Origin of the sequence: Streptomyces nidicola, assembly GCF_050106155.1 — a bacterium.
Taxonomy (GTDB): Bacteria; Actinomycetota; Actinomycetes; order Streptomycetales; family Streptomycetaceae; genus Streptomyces.
In genome coordinates, this window is record NZ_JBNBPI010000001.1 from 5,165,199 (window position 1) to 5,183,029 (window position 17,831).

Annotated in this window: 15 protein-coding genes; 10 read left to right on the plus strand and 5 right to left on the minus strand. The window is 72.2% G+C overall.

The window, feature by feature from the left end; all coding sequences use genetic code 11:
- Nucleotides 1-48: 48 nt before the first annotated feature.
- Entirely contained in the window at nucleotides 49-714 is a 666-nt protein-coding gene (locus tag ACOKM3_RS23535; RefSeq protein WP_426903015.1) for a phosphatase PAP2 family protein, read from the minus strand.
- Between the two features lie 186 nt (nucleotides 715-900).
- Between ACOKM3_RS23535 and ACOKM3_RS23540 the strand changes: the two genes are divergently transcribed.
- A complete protein-coding gene (locus tag ACOKM3_RS23540; RefSeq protein WP_426903016.1) occupies nucleotides 901-1,722 on the plus strand; it encodes a hypothetical protein in 822 nt (273 codons plus the stop codon).
- Nucleotides 1,723-1,823: 101 nt separating this feature from the next.
- On the opposite strand, the gene disA is transcribed toward ACOKM3_RS23540, so the two are convergent.
- Both disA and radA read right to left on the minus strand, forming a co-directional pair.
- Nucleotides 1,824-2,948: a DNA integrity scanning diadenylate cyclase DisA gene (disA, locus tag ACOKM3_RS23545; protein ID WP_266711290.1), complete on the minus strand. Its 1,125-nt coding sequence runs from the start codon at nucleotides 2,946-2,948 to the stop codon at nucleotides 1,824-1,826.
- A 92-nt stretch (nucleotides 2,949-3,040) separates the two neighbouring features.
- Nucleotides 3,041-4,447, minus strand: coding sequence for a DNA repair protein RadA (gene radA, locus ACOKM3_RS23550; RefSeq protein WP_426903017.1), 1,407 nt, complete (start codon nucleotides 4,445-4,447; stop codon nucleotides 3,041-3,043).
- A gap of 216 nt (nucleotides 4,448-4,663) precedes the next feature.
- Between radA and ACOKM3_RS23555 the strand changes: the two genes are divergently transcribed.
- On the plus strand, nucleotides 4,664-6,352 hold the full coding sequence (locus ACOKM3_RS23555; protein ID WP_426903018.1) for a BACON domain-containing protein: 1,689 nt from the start codon (nucleotides 4,664-4,666) through the stop codon (nucleotides 6,350-6,352).
- 29 nt (nucleotides 6,353-6,381) lie between these two features.
- Here ACOKM3_RS23555 and ACOKM3_RS23560 read toward each other — a convergent pair whose 3' ends face one another.
- A complete protein-coding gene (locus ACOKM3_RS23560; RefSeq protein WP_426903019.1) occupies nucleotides 6,382-7,263 on the minus strand; it encodes a hypothetical protein in 882 nt (293 codons plus the stop codon).
- 80 nt (nucleotides 7,264-7,343) lie between these two features.
- Between ACOKM3_RS23560 and ACOKM3_RS23565 the strand changes: the two genes are divergently transcribed.
- From ACOKM3_RS23565 to ilvD, 4 genes are all read left to right on the plus strand, one after another.
- On the plus strand, nucleotides 7,344-8,276 hold the full coding sequence (locus ACOKM3_RS23565; RefSeq protein WP_426903020.1) for a Ppx/GppA family phosphatase: 933 nt from the start codon (nucleotides 7,344-7,346) through the stop codon (nucleotides 8,274-8,276).
- A gap of 302 nt (nucleotides 8,277-8,578) precedes the next feature.
- The gene (locus ACOKM3_RS23570) at nucleotides 8,579-9,403 is read left to right on the plus strand and encodes a sugar phosphate isomerase/epimerase family protein (RefSeq protein ID WP_426903021.1); all 825 of its coding nucleotides are present in this window, start codon (nucleotides 8,579-8,581) and stop codon (nucleotides 9,401-9,403) included.
- Nucleotides 9,400-10,017 carry a TetR/AcrR family transcriptional regulator gene (locus ACOKM3_RS23575; protein WP_426903022.1) on the plus strand — a complete coding sequence of 206 codons (618 nt, stop codon included), beginning with the start codon at nucleotides 9,400-9,402 and terminating at the stop codon, nucleotides 10,015-10,017. The genes ACOKM3_RS23570 and ACOKM3_RS23575 overlap by 4 nt, the downstream gene beginning before the upstream one ends.
- 159 nt (nucleotides 10,018-10,176) lie before the next feature.
- Complete coding sequence (gene ilvD / locus ACOKM3_RS23580; RefSeq protein ID WP_426903023.1) at nucleotides 10,177-12,030, plus strand: dihydroxy-acid dehydratase; 1,854 nt, start codon at nucleotides 10,177-10,179, stop codon at nucleotides 12,028-12,030.
- A gap of 22 nt (nucleotides 12,031-12,052) precedes the next feature.
- Here ilvD and ACOKM3_RS23585 read toward each other — a convergent pair whose 3' ends face one another.
- Nucleotides 12,053-14,173 (minus strand): protein kinase domain-containing protein, encoded by a 2,121-nt coding sequence (locus ACOKM3_RS23585; RefSeq protein ID WP_426903024.1) that lies wholly within the window; start codon nucleotides 14,171-14,173, stop codon nucleotides 12,053-12,055.
- A 181-nt stretch (nucleotides 14,174-14,354) separates the two neighbouring features.
- Between ACOKM3_RS23585 and ACOKM3_RS23590 the strand changes: the two genes are divergently transcribed.
- From ACOKM3_RS23590 to ACOKM3_RS23605, 4 genes are all read left to right on the plus strand, one after another.
- Complete coding sequence (locus tag ACOKM3_RS23590; protein WP_426903025.1) at nucleotides 14,355-14,678, plus strand: SH3 domain-containing protein; 324 nt, start codon at nucleotides 14,355-14,357, stop codon at nucleotides 14,676-14,678.
- An 87-nt stretch (nucleotides 14,679-14,765) separates the two neighbouring features.
- Nucleotides 14,766-15,263, plus strand: coding sequence for an EamA/RhaT family transporter (locus tag ACOKM3_RS23595; RefSeq protein ID WP_426903026.1), 498 nt, complete (start codon nucleotides 14,766-14,768; stop codon nucleotides 15,261-15,263).
- 994 nt (nucleotides 15,264-16,257) lie between these two features.
- The gene (locus ACOKM3_RS23600; protein ID WP_426903027.1) at nucleotides 16,258-17,034 is read left to right on the plus strand and encodes an ABC transporter ATP-binding protein; all 777 of its coding nucleotides are present in this window, start codon (nucleotides 16,258-16,260) and stop codon (nucleotides 17,032-17,034) included.
- 15 nt (nucleotides 17,035-17,049) lie between these two features.
- Nucleotides 17,050-17,787: an ABC transporter permease gene (locus tag ACOKM3_RS23605; RefSeq protein WP_426903028.1), complete on the plus strand. Its 738-nt coding sequence runs from the start codon at nucleotides 17,050-17,052 to the stop codon at nucleotides 17,785-17,787.
- Nucleotides 17,788-17,831 lie beyond the last annotated feature (44 nt).

Below are 17,831 nucleotides of genomic sequence, written 5' to 3' on the forward strand. Positions count from 1 at the left end.
GCGGGCCCCGATCATCTTCGGGGCCCGCTACGTCTGTCTTCAGAAGGTTCAGCGCCGGTGCGCCCCACGCCGCGAGCGGCCGTCGGGCGTCGAACCGTATCCGGACCCGGCAGGGCCCGGCCCGGCGAACCACCGCACGAGCCCGTTCCCGGACCCCCGCATCGCCTCGGTCACCCGCGCTCCCGGCCGCGTCAGAAGGCGTACGACGAGGAATGCGACCAGCGTGCCGAGGAGCAGGCCCACCGCGACGTCGTGCGGGTAGTGCACGCCCACGAAGACGCGCGAGAACGCCATGAGGAGCGCCATCGGCACCGTGAACCAGCCCACCTTCGGCCAGGCCAGCGCGAGGCCCACGGCAGCGGCCGCGGCGATCGTGGCGTGGTTGGAGGGGAAGGACCAGTCTCCGTAGACCGGGCAGTCGATCAGGGACGGCAGGGCGCCCGAGACGGCGCGGCAGGGCCGCTCCTCGTCGATCCCCGACTTGACCACCTCGCTGATCACGTACGCGACCGCGGTGGCCAGCGGCGCGAGCACCGCGACGGCGAAGGCCTTCGGGTCGTTGGCCCGCGCCCGCCACCAGGCGACGACGAAGAGCACGGCGAACAGCAGCAGACCCAGTTCCGTCCACACCTCCATGAGGTGCTGAAACCACGAAGGGGTGTCGTGGGCGAAATCGGTGATGCCGCGATACAGGTCGGAGTCGATGGTTCCCATGGTGACGGACAGTATGCAATACCCAAGGCTTGTCACATCCAGCGATGGTCCCGGGCCCCACCTGACGATCGACAGGGGTCCCGGAGCCCGTTCGGCGGCCCGCGCGTGATGATGATCCGGAAAACTTGGTGTGCGAGGCGGCGGGTAGCGCCGGACAACGGCCCGATCTCTCGTAAGGTTTGAGCCGTGGGATCTCTGCGCAATCCGATCGGGCCGCTCCCCTCCTCCATCTATTGGCGACGGAGGGCTGTTCTGCTGTCCGTGGTGGCGCTGCTCGCGCTGCTGATCGTATGGATCGTCACCTTGGGCGGTGGCGGCGGGAACAACGGCGCCGGCGGCCCAGGCGGCAAGAATCCGACGGAGTCCATCACGCCGGGACCCTCCGGCACGGGGCCCGCGATCAGTGAACACCCGGGCGGACGCGACGAGTCGGGCGGTTCCGGCGGCTCGGGCTCCGGCTCTGGTTCCGGCGGTTCCGGTGGTTCGGGTGCCGGGTCCGGCGGTTCGGACGATGCCGCGGGCGGCGATTCCGGTGACGGCGGCGGCAGCGGCGGTGGCAGCGGGGGTACGTCCTCCGGGGACCAGGTCCCGGCCGGCTCCAGCCTCCCGGACTGCACGGCGGGCGGCGTGACCCTGAAGGTGCGCAGCGTCCACAACTCGTACGCGCCCGGGGACAAGCCGAAGCTCCAACTCGTCGCCAAGAACACGGCGGACAAGTCCTGCAAGGTCGACCTCGGGCCGAAGACCGCGGTGGTCACGATCACCAAGGCGGAGGCCGACAAGCCGTTCTGGTCCTCCGACGACTGCCCGGCCGGGGCGGGCAGCATGGTGCTGCGGGCCCCCGCGGGCGGCACGGTGCAGCGGGACTACACGTGGGATCTGCGGCCGAGCGCGCCCCAGTGCGCGACGCCCTCGGCGGGAGCGGCGGGGCCGGGGACCTACCTGGTCGAGGTGAAGGCGGCGCAACTCCCCGAGGCGCAGACGTCGTTCGTCCTCAAGAAGGACTGAGCCACTCAAGCCCCTGAGGCAATTAAGCCCCTGCGGCGATTGAGCAGCGGGGTCCGGGGCAGAGCCCCGAGACCGCGCGCCGGGTGGCATGACCAGCGGAGCTATACGTACCGCTCGAGGATCGACGACTCCGCCAACCGCGACAGGCCCTCACGAACACTCCGCGCCCGCGCCTCGCCGACCCCGTCGACCGTCTGAAGGTCGTCCACGCTCGCGGCCAGCAACTTCTGAAGGCCACCGAAGTGCTCCACGAGGCGGTCGATGATGGCGCCGGGAAGGCGCGGCACCTTGGCGAGGAGGCGGAAGCCGCGCGGCGAGACCGCCGAGTCGAGCGCCTCGGGGGAGCCGGTGTAGCCCAGGGCCCTTGCCACTATCGGCAGTTCGAGCAGTTCCGCGTGGCTGAGCGCGTCCAGCTCGACCAGCGCCTCCGGGACCGTGCGGGAACGCTTGGCCGTGGGCTCGGGCACGTAGTCCCGCGCGACCAGCTCGCGCTCCGGCTCGACGCCCGCGATCAACTCGTCGAGCTGCAGCGCCAGAAGCCGGCCGTCCGTGCCCAACTCGACGACGTACTCGGCGATCTCCGTGGCGATGCGGCGCACCATCTCAAGGCGCTGTGCGACCGCCGAGACGTCCCGGACCGTGACCAGGTCCTCGATCTCCAGGGCGGAGAGCGTGCCCGCCACCTCGTCCAGGCGCAGCTTGTAGCGCTCCAGGGTCGCGAGGGCCTGGTTGGCCCGGGACAGGATCGCCGCCGAGTCCTCCAGGACGCGGCGCTGCCCGTCCACGTACAGCGCGATGAGGCGCATCGACTGGGACACCGAGACGACGGTGTAGCCGACCTGCTTGGAGACCCGGTCCGCCGTGCGGTGGCGGGTGCCGGTCTCCTCCGTGGGGATCGTCGGGTCCGGCACCAACTGGACGCCGGCCCGCAGGATCTTGTCGAGGTTCGAGGAGACGACGATGCCGCCGTCGAGCTTGCACAGCTCGCGCAGGCGCGTCGCCGTGAACTCCACGTCGAGGATGAAGCCGCCCGTGCACATCGACTCGACCGTTTTGTCGGAGCCGAGGACGATCAGGCCTCCGGTGTTGCCGCGGAGGATGCGCTCCAGGCCGTCGCGCAGGGCGGTTCCGGGCGCGACGGCGCTCAGCGCGGCGCGCATCAGACTGTCCGCACCGGAGCTTCCGCCGGACTTGCCGGGAGTTGCCGCCCGGTCATTGGCTGCCACTGCACTCCTCCGGATCGCAGACTTTGGGGTGCCCTGGGGCTCGGGGCCCACGCCCCGCGCGTTCGCACGCACGGGCGAGACCAGGGCAAAGTCTACCGGCGCTGCTCCGGCTCCCGTGGGGCCTCTCGACGACGACCCTTCGGCAGCACCCGCAGAGCGTCCCCTATATCGGCGACTTCCAGGACCTTCATACCGGCCGGGACCTTTCCCGGATCGGCCGGAACGAGCGCGTGTGTGAACCCGAGCCGGTGCGCCTCGGCGAGCCGGCGCTGCACGCCCGTGACCCGCCTGACCTCGCCCGCGAGGCCCACTTCTCCGATCGCCACAAGGTTCTTGGGCAGCGGGGTGTCGCTCGCGGCGGAGGCGAGGGCGAGCGCCACGGCCAGGTCGGCCGAGGGCTCGGTCAGCTTCACGCCGCCGACCGTCGCGGAATAGATGTCCCGCTTGCCCAACGCGCTGATCTTCCCGCGCTGTTCGAGCACGGCGAGCATCATCGAGACGCGGGAGGTCTCCAGGCCGGACGTGGTGCGGCGGGGCGAGGGGATCTGGGAGTCGACGGTGAGCGCCTGGACCTCGGCGACCAGCGGGCGGCGGCCCTCCAGGGTGACGGTCAGACAGGTGCCGGGCACCGGCTCGGCGCGCCGGGTCAGGAACAGGCCGCTGGGGTCGGCGAGGCCCGTGATGCCCTCGTCGTGCAGCTCGAAGCAGCCGACCTCGTCCGTCGTCCCGTAGCGGTTCTTGACGCCGCGTACGAGGCGCAGGCGCGCGTGCCGATCGCCCTCGAAGCTGAGGACGACGTCCACCAGGTGCTCCAGGAGGCGCGGTCCCGCGATCGTGCCTTCCTTGGTGACGTGGCCGACGAGGAGCGTGGACATGCCGCGCTCCTTGGAGGCGCGGATGAGCGCGCCCGCGACCTCGCGCACCTGCGACACCCCACCGGGCGCCCCGTCGATCTCCCCGGACGCGATCGTCTGTACGGAGTCCAGGATGAGCAGCGACGGCTTCACCGCGTCCAAGTGGCCGAGGACGGTGGACAGATCGGTCTCGGCGGCCAGGTACAGGTGGTCGTCGATCGCGTGGATCCGGTCGGCGCGCAGGCGGACCTGGGAGGCCGACTCCTCGCCCGTCACGTAGAGGGTCTTGTGCTCGTCACTGGCCGCCTTGGCCGCCACGTCGAGCAGCAGCGTGGACTTGCCGACGCCCGGCTCGCCCGCGACCAGCACGACGGCGCCGGGCACCAGGCCGCCGCCGAGCACCCGGTCGAGCTCGGGCACGCCGGTGGTCCTGGCCGTCGCCTGCTTGCCGTCGACCTGGCCGATGGGCAGCGCCGACGTGGTGACGCGGCCCGGTGCGGTGGTGCGCACGGTGGGCGCGCCGTACTCGTCGATCGTCCCCCACGCCTGGCACTCGGGGCAGCGGCCCAGCCACTTGGCCGTCTGCCAGCCGCATTCCGTGCAGCGGTAGGACGGACGGTCCTTGGATTTCGTACGGGCAGCCATGAACGAAACCGTAGCGGGCAGGACTGACAACGGGTGCGCGGCCCGTGGTCCGAGGGTGGGCGCGGCCCGTGGCCACCGTCGCCAAGTCGCCCCGCGTAGCCGCGCTGGCCACGGAATGACGGGTTCCTGTCCTCTTTTGAGGGATCGTTTCACCCGTAAGGATTAAATGTGCTCAAGGGGGAGGAAGCCCCCGCGTGGTGAGCCTACGGTCGCACGGTGATGAGCAGCAGGCCGGAAACTCCCACACAGACCACCGGCGCACACCGGGCGCACCGCGCCGGGGCGAGGCGGCAGGAGCCGCGCACCGCCCCGCAGCGCCCGCCCGCCCGCTACGAGTCCTGTCTGGACGGCCTGTTCACCTACTGCCTCTCCGTGCTCTGCGATCACGACGAGGCGACATCGGCGCTCGGTGACGCCCTCGCGCTCGCGGAGCGACGCGGCTCCCGCGCCCCCGCCGGTGACTCGCCGGCCGAGCGCAGGGCCTGGCTCTACGCGCTGGCCCGCTGGTCCTGCCTGCGCCGTCTGGCCGAGGCCAATCGGCGGCGTCAGAGCGCGCAGGAGGGCGGCCGCCCCCAGGACGGTCTCCTCCAGGAGGAGCGCAGGCGGCAGCTCGCCCAGCTCGCCTGGCCGGAAGCCGCGGGCACGACCCCGGAGCAGCGCGAGGCCCTGGAGCTGGCGGTGCGCCACCAACTGTCGGCGCGCGAGGTCGCCGCCGTCCTCGGCACCGACCCCACCGCCACCCGCGAGCTGCTCTCGGCCGCGGCCTGCGAGGTCGAGCGGACGCGCGCCGCCCTCGCCGTCGTCGAGACCGGCACCTGTCCCAGCGTCGCCCGCCTCACGGGGGACAACCAGGTGCTCCTCTCGGCCGCCCTGCGCCGCGAGCTGGTCCGGCACGTCGACGACTGCCCGCGCTGCCGCCGCACCGCCGAGCGCGCCGCGCCCCGCGCCTGGCCGGGCACCACGGTGACACCGGCCGCGCTGCCCCTGGTGGAGGCCCCGCGGGCGGCCCTGCACCACGCGATGCACGGCCGGCCCACGGGCGCCCCGCGCTTCGACCGGCGCGGCTACCCGATGGATCCCAAGGACCGGGCGGCCCGCCGCGACCGGCTGCGCTCGCGTGCCGTGACGACGACCGTGGTCGCCACCGTGGTCGCCGCCCCGGTGCTCGCCCTGTGGGCCGCCTATCGGGGCGCCCCGCTGACCGGCGAGGCGGCGGACGGGCGCTCCGTGACGGCCAGCGAGGACGGCACGGCCGACAGCCTCGACGGCGAGCGGACCGGCGGCGCGTACGAGAACGCGGGGAACGCGCGGACGAGCCCCGACCCGAGCTTCACCGCGGGCAGCCGCTCGCCCGACGTCTCCGTAGAGGTCACTTCGCCGCCCACGCGCGCGGGGCGCGGCCCCGGCCGCATCACCGTGGAGGCGCAGCCCAGCGGGAACTCGACGGCGATCACGCTCACCGCCTCGGGCCGCTCGCCCGTCGACTGGACCGCCTCCACGGACGCGTCATGGCTGTACCTGAGCCAGGCCGCGGGCACGCTGCGCCCCGGCGAGTCGCTCACCATCCACGTGTACGTGAACGAGTACCGGGAGCCGCGCGGGCACTGGACGGCGCACGTCGGGATCGACCCCTCCGGGGCGATCATCTCCCTTGAGGGGTACGGGGGTTCCGGCTCCGGCGGTGGCACTTCGCGGCCCTCGCCGTCCCACTCCGTCCCGTCGTCCCCGAGCCACCCGAGGCCGACGCCCACGCCGACGCACTCCTCGCCCGACCCGACGCCGGAGCCGACCGAGAGCTCGACGCCGAGCCCGAGCGACCCGGAGCCCTCCGACTCGGCGACCCCGTCCGACCCGGGGTCGCCCTCGGAGACCGGGGGTTCGGGGTCTCCCTCAGGGACTCCCTGAGGCCCGCCCCCGGACCCCGGATGCGCGCGTTACGCCGGGTCGGCCGGGTGCGGGGCGATGAGCGGGAGGCCCTTGGGCGCGGCCGCGAGGCGCTCCTCGCACAGCTCGACCAGCTTGTCGTAGCCGGCCTTGCCCATCAGCTCGGTGAGCTCGGGGCCGTAACTGACGTAGACCGGGTCGCCCGCGCCGTGCGCCGAGGTCGCCGACGTGCACCACCAGTGCAGGTCGTGGCCGCCCGGGCCCCAGCCACGGCGGTCGTACTCGCCGATCGAGACCTGGAGCACCTTGGTGTCGTCGGGCCGCTCGATCCACTCGTACGTACGGCGGACCGGAAGCTGCCAGCAGACGTCCGGCTTGGTCTCCAGGGGCTCGCGGCCCTCCTTGAGCGCCAGGATGTGCAGCGAGCAGCCCGCGCCGCCCTTGAAGCCCGGCCGGTTCTGGAAGATGCACGAGCCCTCGTACGGGCGGGTCTGGCGCTCCCCGTCCTCGTCCGTCGACACCCAGCCGGTCTCGGTGCCGACGTCGTGGTGCTGCCAGATGTCCGGCGTGAGGCGTGCCACGTTCTCCGCCACCCGCTTCTCGTCGTCCTCGTCGGAGAAGTGGGCGCCGAGCGTGCAACAGCCGTCGTCGGCGCGGCCCGCCTGGATGCCCTGGCAGCCGCTGCCGAAGATGCAGCTCCAACGAGAGGTCAGCCATGTCAGATCGCAGCGGAAGATCTGCTCGTCGTCCGCCGGATCAGGGAACTCGACCCACGCGCGCGGGAAGTCGATGGGCTTCTCGTCCGCCTTGGCCCGCTGCTTCGGTTGCTTCTGGAGGTCCTTCTGCTGGTCCTTCTGCTTCTTCAGCTCCTGCTTTGCCGACTTCGTCTTCTTGTCGCTCTTGTCGGCCTTGGCCTTTTTCGTCTTTGGCACCGTTCCAGAGTAAGGGCGTTGACGCGTTCCACCGGACCTTCCTGGACGGGCACGCCGTACAGAGCAGTAGCGTTCCCTACATGAGACTCGGTGTCCTCGACGTGGGTTCGAATACGGTCCATCTGCTGGTGGTGGACGCACACCCCGGCGCCCGCCCGCTGCCCGCGCACTCGCACAAGGCCGAACTGCGCCTCGCCCAACTCCTCGACGACCGCGGGGCGATCGGGCAGGACGGCGTGGACCTGCTGATCGGGACGGTCAGAGAGGCCCTGGAGGCCGCGGAGGACAAGGGCGTCGAGGACCTGCTGCCGTTCGCGACGTCGGCGGTGCGCGAGGCCAGCAACGCGGACGACGTCCTCGCGCGCGTCAAGGAGGCCACCGGCGTCGAACTGCGGGTGCTCAGCGGCGAGGAAGAGGCGCGGCTCACGTTCCTTGCGGCGCGGCGCTGGTTCGGCTGGTCCGCGGGCAGGCTGCTGGTGCTCGACATCGGCGGCGGCTCCCTGGAGATCGCGTACGGCATCGACGAGGAGCCCGACGCCGCGGTGTCGCTGCCGCTCGGGGCGGGGCGGCTGACGGCCGGCTGGCTGCCGGGGGACCCGGCGGATCCGGACGACGTGAAGGCGCTGCGGCGGCATGCGCGGGCGCAGATCGCGCGCACGGTGGGGGAGTTCGCCCGGTTCGGGGCGCCGGACCACGTGGTGGCCACGTCGAAGACGTTCAAGCAGCTCGCACGCCTCGCCGGGGCGGCCCGGTCGGCGGAAGGCCTCTACGTACAACGGGAGTTGAAGCGGAAGTCCCTGGAGGACTGGGTGCCGCAGCTCGCCGCGATGACCGTCCAGGAGCGCTCCGAACTACCGGGAGTCTCCGAGGGCCGAGCGGGCCAGCTGCTCGCCGGAGCGCTGGTGGCGGAGGGCGCGATGGACCTCTTCGGCGTCGAAACCCTCGAAATCTGCCCCTGGGCCCTCCGCGAGGGCGTCATCCTCCGCCGCCTGGACCACATGCCGACGCAATAGGGCCTTGCCGGGCGGGCAAATCGAGTTCCGGCGGCGGGTGGCAATTCAAGCCCCTGCGGCGACGGCCCGTGCGGCTGGTGAGTGACTCAGGTCCGTGCGCCGGGTGGGCAATTTAAGCCCCGCCGGCGATTGAGTCGCGGGGTCCGGGGCAGAGCCCCGATCTTTCCAGCCCCTGCGGCGATTGAGCAGCGGGGCCCGGGGCAGCGCCCCGAGACGTGGGATCGGGTGGCCCCGAGCCGCCGGACGGCGCGATGATCCGGGTGGGCGCCCCCGCCCCGACACGGGGGCCGTACCCTGTCCCCGTGGCAGAACCAGTGGTGCGCATCCCGGATGCGAAGGTCGCGCTCTCCACGGCCTCCGTCTACCCGGAGTCGACGGCGACGGCCTTCGAGATCGCCGCGCGCCTGGGCTACGACGGTGTCGAGGTCATGGTCTGGACCGACCCCGTCAGCCAGGACATAGAGGCTTTGCGCCGCCTCTCCGACTACCACCGCATCCCGATCCTCGCCGTTCACGCGCCATGTCTGCTGATCACGCAGCGCGTGTGGTCGACGGACCCGTGGGTGAAGCTGCAGCGCGCGCGGGCCGCCGCGGAGAAGCTGGGGGCGTCGACCGTGGTCGTACACCCTCCGTTCCGCTGGCAGCGCCAGTACGCACGGGACTTCGTCCAAGGCATCTGGCGGATGGCGGGGGAAACAGATGTGCGGTTCGCCGTAGAGAACATGTACCCGTGGCGCTACCGGGACCGCGAGATGCTCGCGTACGCCCCCGACTGGGACGTGACCAAGGACGACTACCGGCACTTCACGGTCGACCTCAGCCACACCGCGACGGCCCGTACCGACGCGATGCAGATGATCGACCGGATGGGAGACCGTCTCGGCCACGTCCACCTCGCCGACGGCAGCGGATCGGGCAAGGACGAGCACCTCGTCCCCGGCCGTGGCACGCAGCCCTGCGCCGAACTCCTGGACCGCCTCGCCGTGAACGGGTTCGACGGGCACGTCGTCATCGAGGTCAATACGCGGCGCGCCATGTCCAGTGCCGAACGCGAGGCCGACCTGGCGGAGGCCCTCGCCTTCGCGCGCCTGCACCTGGCGTCGGCCGCGCGGGTCCCGCGTTCATGACCGAGCCCGTACGCCGCAGGGGCCGGCCCCCGCGCGCGCAGCAGGACGCCGGTCCCGGCATGCGGGAGCGGATCCTGGACGTGGCCCGCGAGGAGTTCGCCGAGCGCGGCTACGACAAGGCGTCGGTGCGCGGCATCGCCAAGGCCGCGGGCGTGGACCCGGCCCTGGTGCACCACTACTTCGGCACCAAGGAGCAGGTGTTCGCCGCGTCGATCGAGATGGTCCTCGCACCGGCCCTGGAGGCCCCTGCCGCTCTGGTGGACGGACCCTTGGACGGGGCCGGCGAGCGCATGACGCGCTTCTTCTTCGGTGTGTGGGACGCGCCCGCGACCCGGGCGCCGCTGCTCGCGATCGTACGGTCCGCGCTGAACAACGAGGTGGCCGCGGGCGTCTTCCGCGGGCTTGTCGCCTCGCAGCTGCTCGCACGGATCGCCCAGCGGCTCGACCTGCCGGAGGGCGAGGCCGAGCTGCGGGCGTCGCTGGCCGCCGCGCAGCTCGTGGGGACGGCGATGCTCCGCTACGTGATCAAGGTGGAGCCGCTGGCGTCCGCGGACCTGGAGTGGGTCATCGCGCGCATCGCCCCCGTGGTGCAGGTCCACCTGACGGGACCGTGAGCACCCAGCGACGACACGGCCGTGAGCACCCCGTGACGCCCACGCCGTGAGCACTTAGTGAGACAGTCGTCCCGTTATGCGGACACTCTGTCCAGGGCTCGGATCGGCGGCGTAGGCTCGGGAGACAGATTTTTTATCCCTCTGAAGGAGCGAGCGACGATGCCCGAGCTGAGGTCCCGCACAGTCACCCACGGCCGCAACATGGCGGGCGCCCGCGCCCTTATGCGCGCCTCCGGTGTACCCGGTGCGGACATCGGCCGGAAGCCGATCATCGCCGTCGCCAACTCGTTCACCGAGTTCGTGCCGGGGCACACGCACCTGGCGCCGGTCGGCCGCATCGTGAGCGACGCGATCCGCGAGGCGGGCGGCATCGCCCGAGAGTTCAACACGATCGCCGTCGACGACGGCATCGCGATGGGCCACGGCGGCATGCTCTACTCGCTGCCCTCCCGCGACCTGATCGCGGACTCGGTCGAGTACATGGTCGAGGCGCACTGCGCGGACGCGCTGATCTGCATCTCGAACTGCGACAAGATCACCCCCGGCATGCTGATGGCGGCGCTCCGCCTCAACATCCCGACGATCTTCGTCTCGGGCGGCCCGATGGAGTCCGGCCGTGCCACCCTCGTCGACGGCACGGTCCGCACGCTCGACCTGGTCGACGCGATGTCCGAGGCCGTGAACGAGAAGGTCTCGGACGAGGACATCCTCCGCATCGAGGAGAACGCCTGCCCGACCTGCGGCTCGTGTTCCGGCATGTTCACCGCCAACTCGATGAACTGCCTCGCCGAGGCCATCGGCCTGGCCCTGCCGGGCAACGGCTCGGTGCTCGCCACGCACACCGCCCGCAAGGGCCTGTACGAGCGCGCGGGCGCCACGGTCGTCGAGCTGGCGAACCGCTACTACGGCGAGGACGACGACTCGGTCCTGCCGCGCAACATCGCCACCCACGCCGCGTTCGAGAACGCGATGGCGCTGGACATCGCGATGGGCGGCTCCACGAACACGATCCTGCACCTCCTGGCCGCCGCCAAGGAGGCCGAGGTCGACTACAACCTCGACCACATCAACGCCGTCTCGCGCCGCGTCCCGTGCCTGGCCAAGGTCGCGCCGAACGTCGCGGGCTCCAGGACGTACTACATGGAGGACGTGCACCGCGCCGGCGGCATCCCCGCGATCCTCGGTGAGCTGTACCGCGGCGGTCTGCTCAACGACGACGTGAACACCGTCCACTCGTCCTCCGTGAAGGAATGGCTGGACACCTGGGACATCCGCAGCGGTTCGACGAGCGAGGAGGCCAAGGAACTCTGGTACGCGGCCCCCGGCTGCAAGCGCTCCGCCGAGGCCTTCTCGCAGTCCGAGCGCTGGGACACCCTCGACACCGACGCGGCGGGCGGCTGCATCCACGATGTCGCCCACGCGTACTCGAAGGACGGCGGCCTCGCCGTCCTGAAGGGCAACCTCGCCGAGGACGGCTGCGTCGTGAAGACGGCGGGCGTCGACGAGTCCATCTGGACCTTCGAGGGCCCGGCCGTCGTCTGCGAGTCGCAGGAGGAGGCCGTCGAGAAGATCCTGCTCAAGCAGGTCAAGGAGGGCGACGTCGTCGTCATCCGCTACGAGGGCCCCAAGGGCGGCCCCGGCATGCAGGAGATGCTCTACCCGACCTCGTACCTGAAGGGCCGCGGCCTCGGCAAGGCCTGCGCGCTCGTCACGGACGGCCGCTTCTCCGGCGGTACGTCGGGCCTGTCCATCGGCCACGCCTCGCCCGAGGCCGCCGCCGGTGGCGTCATCGCGCTCGTCGAGGACGGCGACCGCGTGCGCATCGACATCCCGAACCGTGGCATCGAACTCCTGGTCTCCGACGAGGAGTTGGCCGCGCGCCGCGAGGCACTGGGCGGCGTCTACGCTCCCAAGGCCCGCGAGCGCAAGGTCTCGGCCGCTCTGCGCGCGTACGCCGCGATGGCCACCAGCGCCGACAAGGGCGCGGTCCGCGACGTGTCGAAGCTCGGCTAGTTCCTCTGGTTCCTGGTAGTCCCTAGGGATCGTCCGCCGTGGCGGCACCGAACACGGTGCCGTCCGGCGCGCTCCCGTAGACCCGGCCGCCGCTCACGACCGGCGCCGGAATGTCGGCCACCACCCGGTCCGAGCGGCCCGCGGGCCGGGGACTGCTCTGGCCGACCGGACGGCCAGTGCGCCGGTCCACGGCGAGCAGCCGGCCGTCGGGCGCCGTCACGTACACCCGGTCAGAGGCGGTGTCGACGGCGGGCGCAGAGCCCCGGCTCACCGAGGTCTCCGACCGCCACACCTGCTTGCCGGACGCCAGGTCCTGCGCCACCAGCGCGCCGCCCGCCGCGAGCAGATACGCGGTGTCGCCGTGCAGCGCCACCGTCGCGGCGGGCAGCGGTAGTGACAGTCGTACGCGACGTGCCACCGCCCCGTCCGTGAGGCGATGGCCGACGAGCGCGACGGTCTCGTTCGAGACATCCCGCTCCGCGCACCAGACGACCCCGTCGGACACCCCGATCGGGGTCGCTGTGCCCGGCGACCTCTGCTGCCAGCGGACGTCACCCGTCTCCGGATCCACCGCGCTCACCAGCGTGTTCGCCCCGTCGGGTGCGGGCGTCGTCGCATAGGCCAGGCCCCCACCGACGTACGAGAGGGCGGGCTGCGTCGTCGATGCCCCGGGGAGCCGGTGGCGCCACACCGGTCTCCCGGTCGCACTGTCGACCGCGCTGAGCGTGCCGTCGGGCGCCGCGAGAAGCACCCGCCCCGCCGCCTGGCGCACCTGCCCCTGGAAGCGCGAAATGTCCATCGACCAGCGGGACTTGCCCGTGTCGGCCGCCATCGCGACGAGCCGGGACCCGTCGGGGGTGAGCGCGTGCACCAGCCCACCCGACATCACCGGCGCCGCCCGGCTGGAAGAACCCCCGGGCGCCTTCCGCTTCCACCGCACCGAGCCGTCCCGCGGATCCAGCGACACGGCCAGCGCGCCGGGCACGGCGCAGTTCAGGCTCCCGGCCCCGTACGAGCAGGCGGGCACGGCACCGGAGCCGAGCTTCCGCTGCCAAGGGTGGAACGTGGCGGGGGAGCCGGCCGGGGCGGTCCGGGTGCCGGTGCCCGAGTCGGAGTCGCTGCCCCACAGGAGAGGCACGGTGAGCGCGCCGCTCAGGGCGAGGACGCCGGCGAGGGTGACGAGGGTGCGGGTGCGTTTTGGTCGGGGGCGCTTCTGCGGTTCCGGTGAACTCGGCGTGTTTTCAAGGGAGTTGACGTCGGTCTGCTCGGCCGGCGGCTGCCGTTGCGCGGGTATGAACGCCTGCGTGTCGTACCGCGCCGAGATGTGCCGCAGCCGGGCCATCAGCTCGTCCGGCGTGGGCCGCTCCTCCGGCTCCTTCGCCAGGCAGGCGAGGACCAGCGGCGCCAGATCCTCGGGGACGCCGGACACATCCGGTTCGTCGTGCACCACCTGGTACGCCACCAGGTAGGGGCTGTCGGAGTCGAAGGGCCCCCGCCCGGTCGCGGCGTGCACGAGCAGCGAACCGAGCGCGAACACGTCGGCGGCCGGGCCGACTTCGCGCGGGCGGCGGAACTGCTCGGGCGCCATGAACGGCGGCGTACCGATCAACTTGCCGGTCTCCGTGCGCAGTTCGCTGTCCTTGGGCCGGGAGATCCCGAAGTCGATGACCTTCGGGCTGTCCTCGGCGAGCAGTACATTGCTCGGCTTCAGATCGCGGTGCACGACACCGGCGCGGTGGATGTCGCGCAGCGCCTCAGCGAGTCCGGCCGTCAGGTGCCGCAGCTGGGCGGGCGCCAGTGGCCCGTTCCGTTTGACGTGCTCGGCGAGGGTCGGGCCCGGGATGAACAACGTTGCCATCCACGGCAGTTCGGCATCCGGGTCGGCGTCGACGACCGGCGCCGTGAAGGCCCCGCTGACCCGCCGCGCGGCCGCCACCTCCTGCCGGAACCGGCCCCTGAACTCGGGGTCCGCCGCGAACTCGGCGTGCACCACCTTCACCGCGATCGGCAGCCCCGCCGCGGACCGCGCCAGATGCACGACGCCCATGCCGCCCGCGCCCAGGCGCTCCTCGAGCCGGTAGTGCCCGGCGTACTCCGGAAGTTCCGCTTCTGCGCCGGTCCCGATGCTGTTGTGTGACGGCATGCCCACCCCCGTGGATGACATCGCGATCTGCGTGCGCGCGCGACGCACGGAGCCTAGTCGATGGTTCGTACGAGACGAACGAGCCTTGCTAGCCTGCGTGTTCGAAAGCTCACCACATACATTTCAACGGGCCCTCAATGAACGCTGAACGGGCTTCGTCCGACGGGGGAGACGCAACGCCATGGCAGTAGACGAACAGTCCGCCGAGTCCAACGAGTCCAGTCGGTCCAGCCAGTCCGTGGAAGCGGCAGCAGCGGCGATGTACTACCGGGTGGCCCCGGGCTACAACGTGAACGTCCGCAGCGGCCCCGGTACCCAGTACCGCGTCGTGCGGGTGCTGCCGCTGGGCGCGAAGGTGCCGATCTTCTGCCAGAAGCCGGGGGAGACGGTCGCGGGCCCGTACGGCACGTCGCGGATCTGGGACAACATCGGCGTCGGCGAGTACGTCTCCGATACGTACGTGAAGACGGGCAGCGACGGTTACGTGGCGCCGCGCTGCGCCTGAGCCGGGCGAGGGGGCGGGGCGCCAGGGCGCGGGACAGGGGGAGCCGGGCTGCGGGTCCCGCGGCCGGGTCCGGTGATAATCGAGGGCGTGAGCGACGAAACCGGCACCCCCAGCACCTCCCCGGCCCCGGGGCCCCAGCCCGAGGAGATCCGCTTCTTCGGTACGACCTGGGTCGACCACAGCGGCAACTACGGCCTGCGCCGGGCCGCGGTCGGCGTGGGCGCGCTGGTCCTGGCCGCCGCCGGCTGCTTCGTGCTGCGCTTCGCCTACGAGGGGCTGGCGATCGCCGACGTCGGGTCCCTCGTGAACCTGCTGCTCATCGCGATGTTCGCGGTCTGCAGCGCGCTCGCCTTCGCCCGTACCCGCACCGGCTTCACCGAGCGGCACGACCCCGAGAAGCAGGCGTCGCTGCGCGGCTTCCTGGCGATCGGTTTCGTGGGCGTCCTGGTCGCCTACGCCCTGCGCTGCCTGGTCGAGGCCCCCGGCGAGAAGCTCCGCCGCGAGGAGTACGAGACGGCTCGCGCCCAGTACGCCCGCCGTACAGCGCGCCGCGCCGGCAACCCGGCCAAGAAGAAGCGCCGGTAGCCCCCGCCGGTCACCTTGCCCGAGGCCGCCGCTTGCCCTACCGGCCCCGGGGCACCTGCCCTGAGGGCGCCGCTTGCCGACCGGCACGGTCCTCCGGCCGCGGGGCTCCGCCCCGGTCCCCGCGCCTCAAGCGCCGGCGGGGCTGATTGTGCCGAACCGCCGTTACGGCCTCGGGGCGCTGCCCGGGACCCCGCGGCACCTGCTCTGAGGGTGCCGCTTGCGGACCGGCACCGTCCTCCGGCCACGGGGCTCCGCCCCGGACCCCGCTGCTCAATCGCCGCAGGGGCTGAAATTGCCCACCTGCAGGCGATCGCCCGGCTTCCGCCCATCTCCCACCCACCCACCCGCCCCCTCCGGGGGCGTCGGCCCGACGGGGCGCCGCCACCGCCTTGGGCGATCCGACCGCAGCCGCGGCCCCCCGCCCGGAACGGTGAGGGGATCCCCGCCATGGGAGATCCGACCGCAGCCACGGTTCCTCACCGGTCGCGGTCGACGCTGCTCCCGCCTGGGGTGACCGGCCGCGGCCCCGACTCCCCACCCGTTTGCGGTCGCCGCCGCCCCGCCTCGGGCAACCCCGCCAACCACGGCTCCCCACCCATTGCGGTCGGCCGTCGCCGACTTGGGCAATCTGCCGCCTTGGGCGGCAGGGTGGGCAAGGCGGCACCCCGGTGCGGCGCGCCGGTACGACGGCCTCAGCCCCGCTGCCGCCCTGAAACTCCGCTGCCGCGTGCCGATACGAGGGCTCCAGCCCCGCTGCCGCCCCGGAGCTCCGGTGCCGCCCGCTCATGCGACGGCTCCAGCCCCGCCGCCGCCCCGGACCCCCGCTGCCGCGCGCCGATCCGACGGCCATACCCCCGTCGCCGCCCCGGCACCCCGCCGCCCGCCGACCCGACGGCCCCACCCCCGCCGCCGCCCCGAAACCCCGGCCCACCCCCACCCCACCGCAAGCCACACCTTGACGCCCCACTCCCTCCGGAGGATTATTCATCGTGTGATGAATAAATCGCCGTCACCCACCGCGCAAACCGCCGTCGAAGCCACCGACCTCACAGTCGTCCGAGGCCCCCACCCCGTCCTGCGCAACCTGAACTTCACCGTCCCCCGCGGCCAGATCACCGGCCTCCTCGGCCCCTCCGGCTGCGGCAAGTCGACCCTCATGCGCGCCGTCGTCGGCACCCAGGCCAAGGTCACCGGCACCCTCACCGTCCTCGACCACCCCGCAGGCCACCCCAAGCTCCGCTCCCGCGTCGGCTACGTGACCCAGGCACCCTCCGTCTACCTCGACCTCACCATCCGCCAGAACCTCGCCTACTTCGCATCCGTCCTGCTCCCCGGCAGGTCCGCCGCCACCCACCGCCGGACCGAGGTCGACCGCGTCCTCACCGACGTAGACCTCACCTCTCACGCAGACGCCCTCGCCGGCAACCTCTCCGGCGGCCAGCTCAGCCGCGTCTCCCTGGCCGTCGCCCTCCTCGGCACCCCCGAACTCCTGGTCCTCGACGAACCGACCGTCGGCCTCGACCCGGTCCTCCGCCGCGACCTGTGGAACCTCTTCCACGACCTGGCCGCCCGCGGCGCCACGATCCTCGTCTCCTCGCACGTCATGGACGAGGCCGAGCGCTGCCACCGCCTCCTCCTCATGCGCGAGGGCGAACTGCTCGCCGACGACACCCCCGACGCCCTCCGCGAGCGCACCGCCACCCCCACCGTCGAAGAGGCCTTCCTCCACCTGGTCGACGAGGCGAACGCCGCCCGCCCCGTCGGCCCCTGACCCCCGGGACCCGCCATGAACACGTACCGCACCACCGCCACCGCGCTCCGCGTCCTGCGCCAGCTCCGCCACGACCCGCGCTCGATCGCCCTGATGCTGCTCGTCCCGTGCGTGATGCTCTTCCTTCTCCGCTACGTATTCGACGGCAACCAGGCCACCTTCAACTCCATCGGCGCCTCGCTCCTCGGCATCTTCCCGCTGATCACGATGTTCCTGGTGACGTCCATCGCCACCCTCCGCGAACGCACCAGCGGCACCCTGGAACGCCTCCTGTCCATGCCCCTCGGCAAGGCCGACCTGATCGGCGGCTACGCCCTCGCCTTCGGCACGGTCGCCGTCGTCCAGTCGTTCCTCGCCACGGGCCTCGCCCTCTGGGTCCTCGATCTCGACGTCACCGGATCGGCCTGGCTGCTCCTCCTGGTCGCCCTCCTCGACGCCCTGCTCGGCACGGCCCTCGGCCTCTTCGTCTCGGCCTTCGCGGCATCGGAGTTCCAGGCGGTCCAGTTCATGCCAGCGGTGATCTTCCCCCAGCTCCTGCTCTGCGGCCTGTTCATCGCGCGCGACCAGATGCAGCCGATCCTCGAGGGGATCTCCAACGTGCTCCCCATGTCGTACGCGGTCGACGGCATGAACGAGGTCCTCAAGCACACCGACCTCACCGCCACCTACCTCCGCGACGTCGTGATCGTCGCCGGCTGCGCCGTCCTGGTCCTCGGCCTGGGCGCGGCGACCCTGCGCCGCCGCACGGCCTGAGCCCCGGCGCCCGCCCGTTCCGCCCACCGGACACCCGCGAACGC

Coding starts and splice junctions, on each gene's coding strand:
- ACOKM3_RS23535 (WP_426903015.1), bottom strand. CDS start 714: ATGGGAACCATCGACTCCGACCTGTATCGCGGCATCACCGATTTCGCC.
- ACOKM3_RS23605 (WP_426903028.1), top strand. CDS start 17,050: ATGAACACGTACCGCACCACCGCCACCGCGCTCCGCGTCCTGCGCCAG.
- ACOKM3_RS23600 (WP_426903027.1), top strand. CDS start 16,258: ATGAATAAATCGCCGTCACCCACCGCGCAAACCGCCGTCGAAGCCACC.
- ilvD (WP_426903023.1), top strand. CDS start 10,177: ATGCCCGAGCTGAGGTCCCGCACAGTCACCCACGGCCGCAACATGGCG.
- radA (WP_426903017.1), bottom strand. CDS start 4,447: ATGGCTGCCCGTACGAAATCCAAGGACCGTCCGTCCTACCGCTGCACG.
- ACOKM3_RS23585 (WP_426903024.1), bottom strand. CDS start 14,173: ATGCCGTCACACAACAGCATCGGGACCGGCGCAGAAGCGGAACTTCCG.
- ACOKM3_RS23575 (WP_426903022.1), top strand. CDS start 9,400: ATGACCGAGCCCGTACGCCGCAGGGGCCGGCCCCCGCGCGCGCAGCAG.
- ACOKM3_RS23590 (WP_426903025.1), top strand. CDS start 14,355: ATGGCAGTAGACGAACAGTCCGCCGAGTCCAACGAGTCCAGTCGGTCC.
- ACOKM3_RS23565 (WP_426903020.1), top strand. CDS start 7,344: ATGAGACTCGGTGTCCTCGACGTGGGTTCGAATACGGTCCATCTGCTG.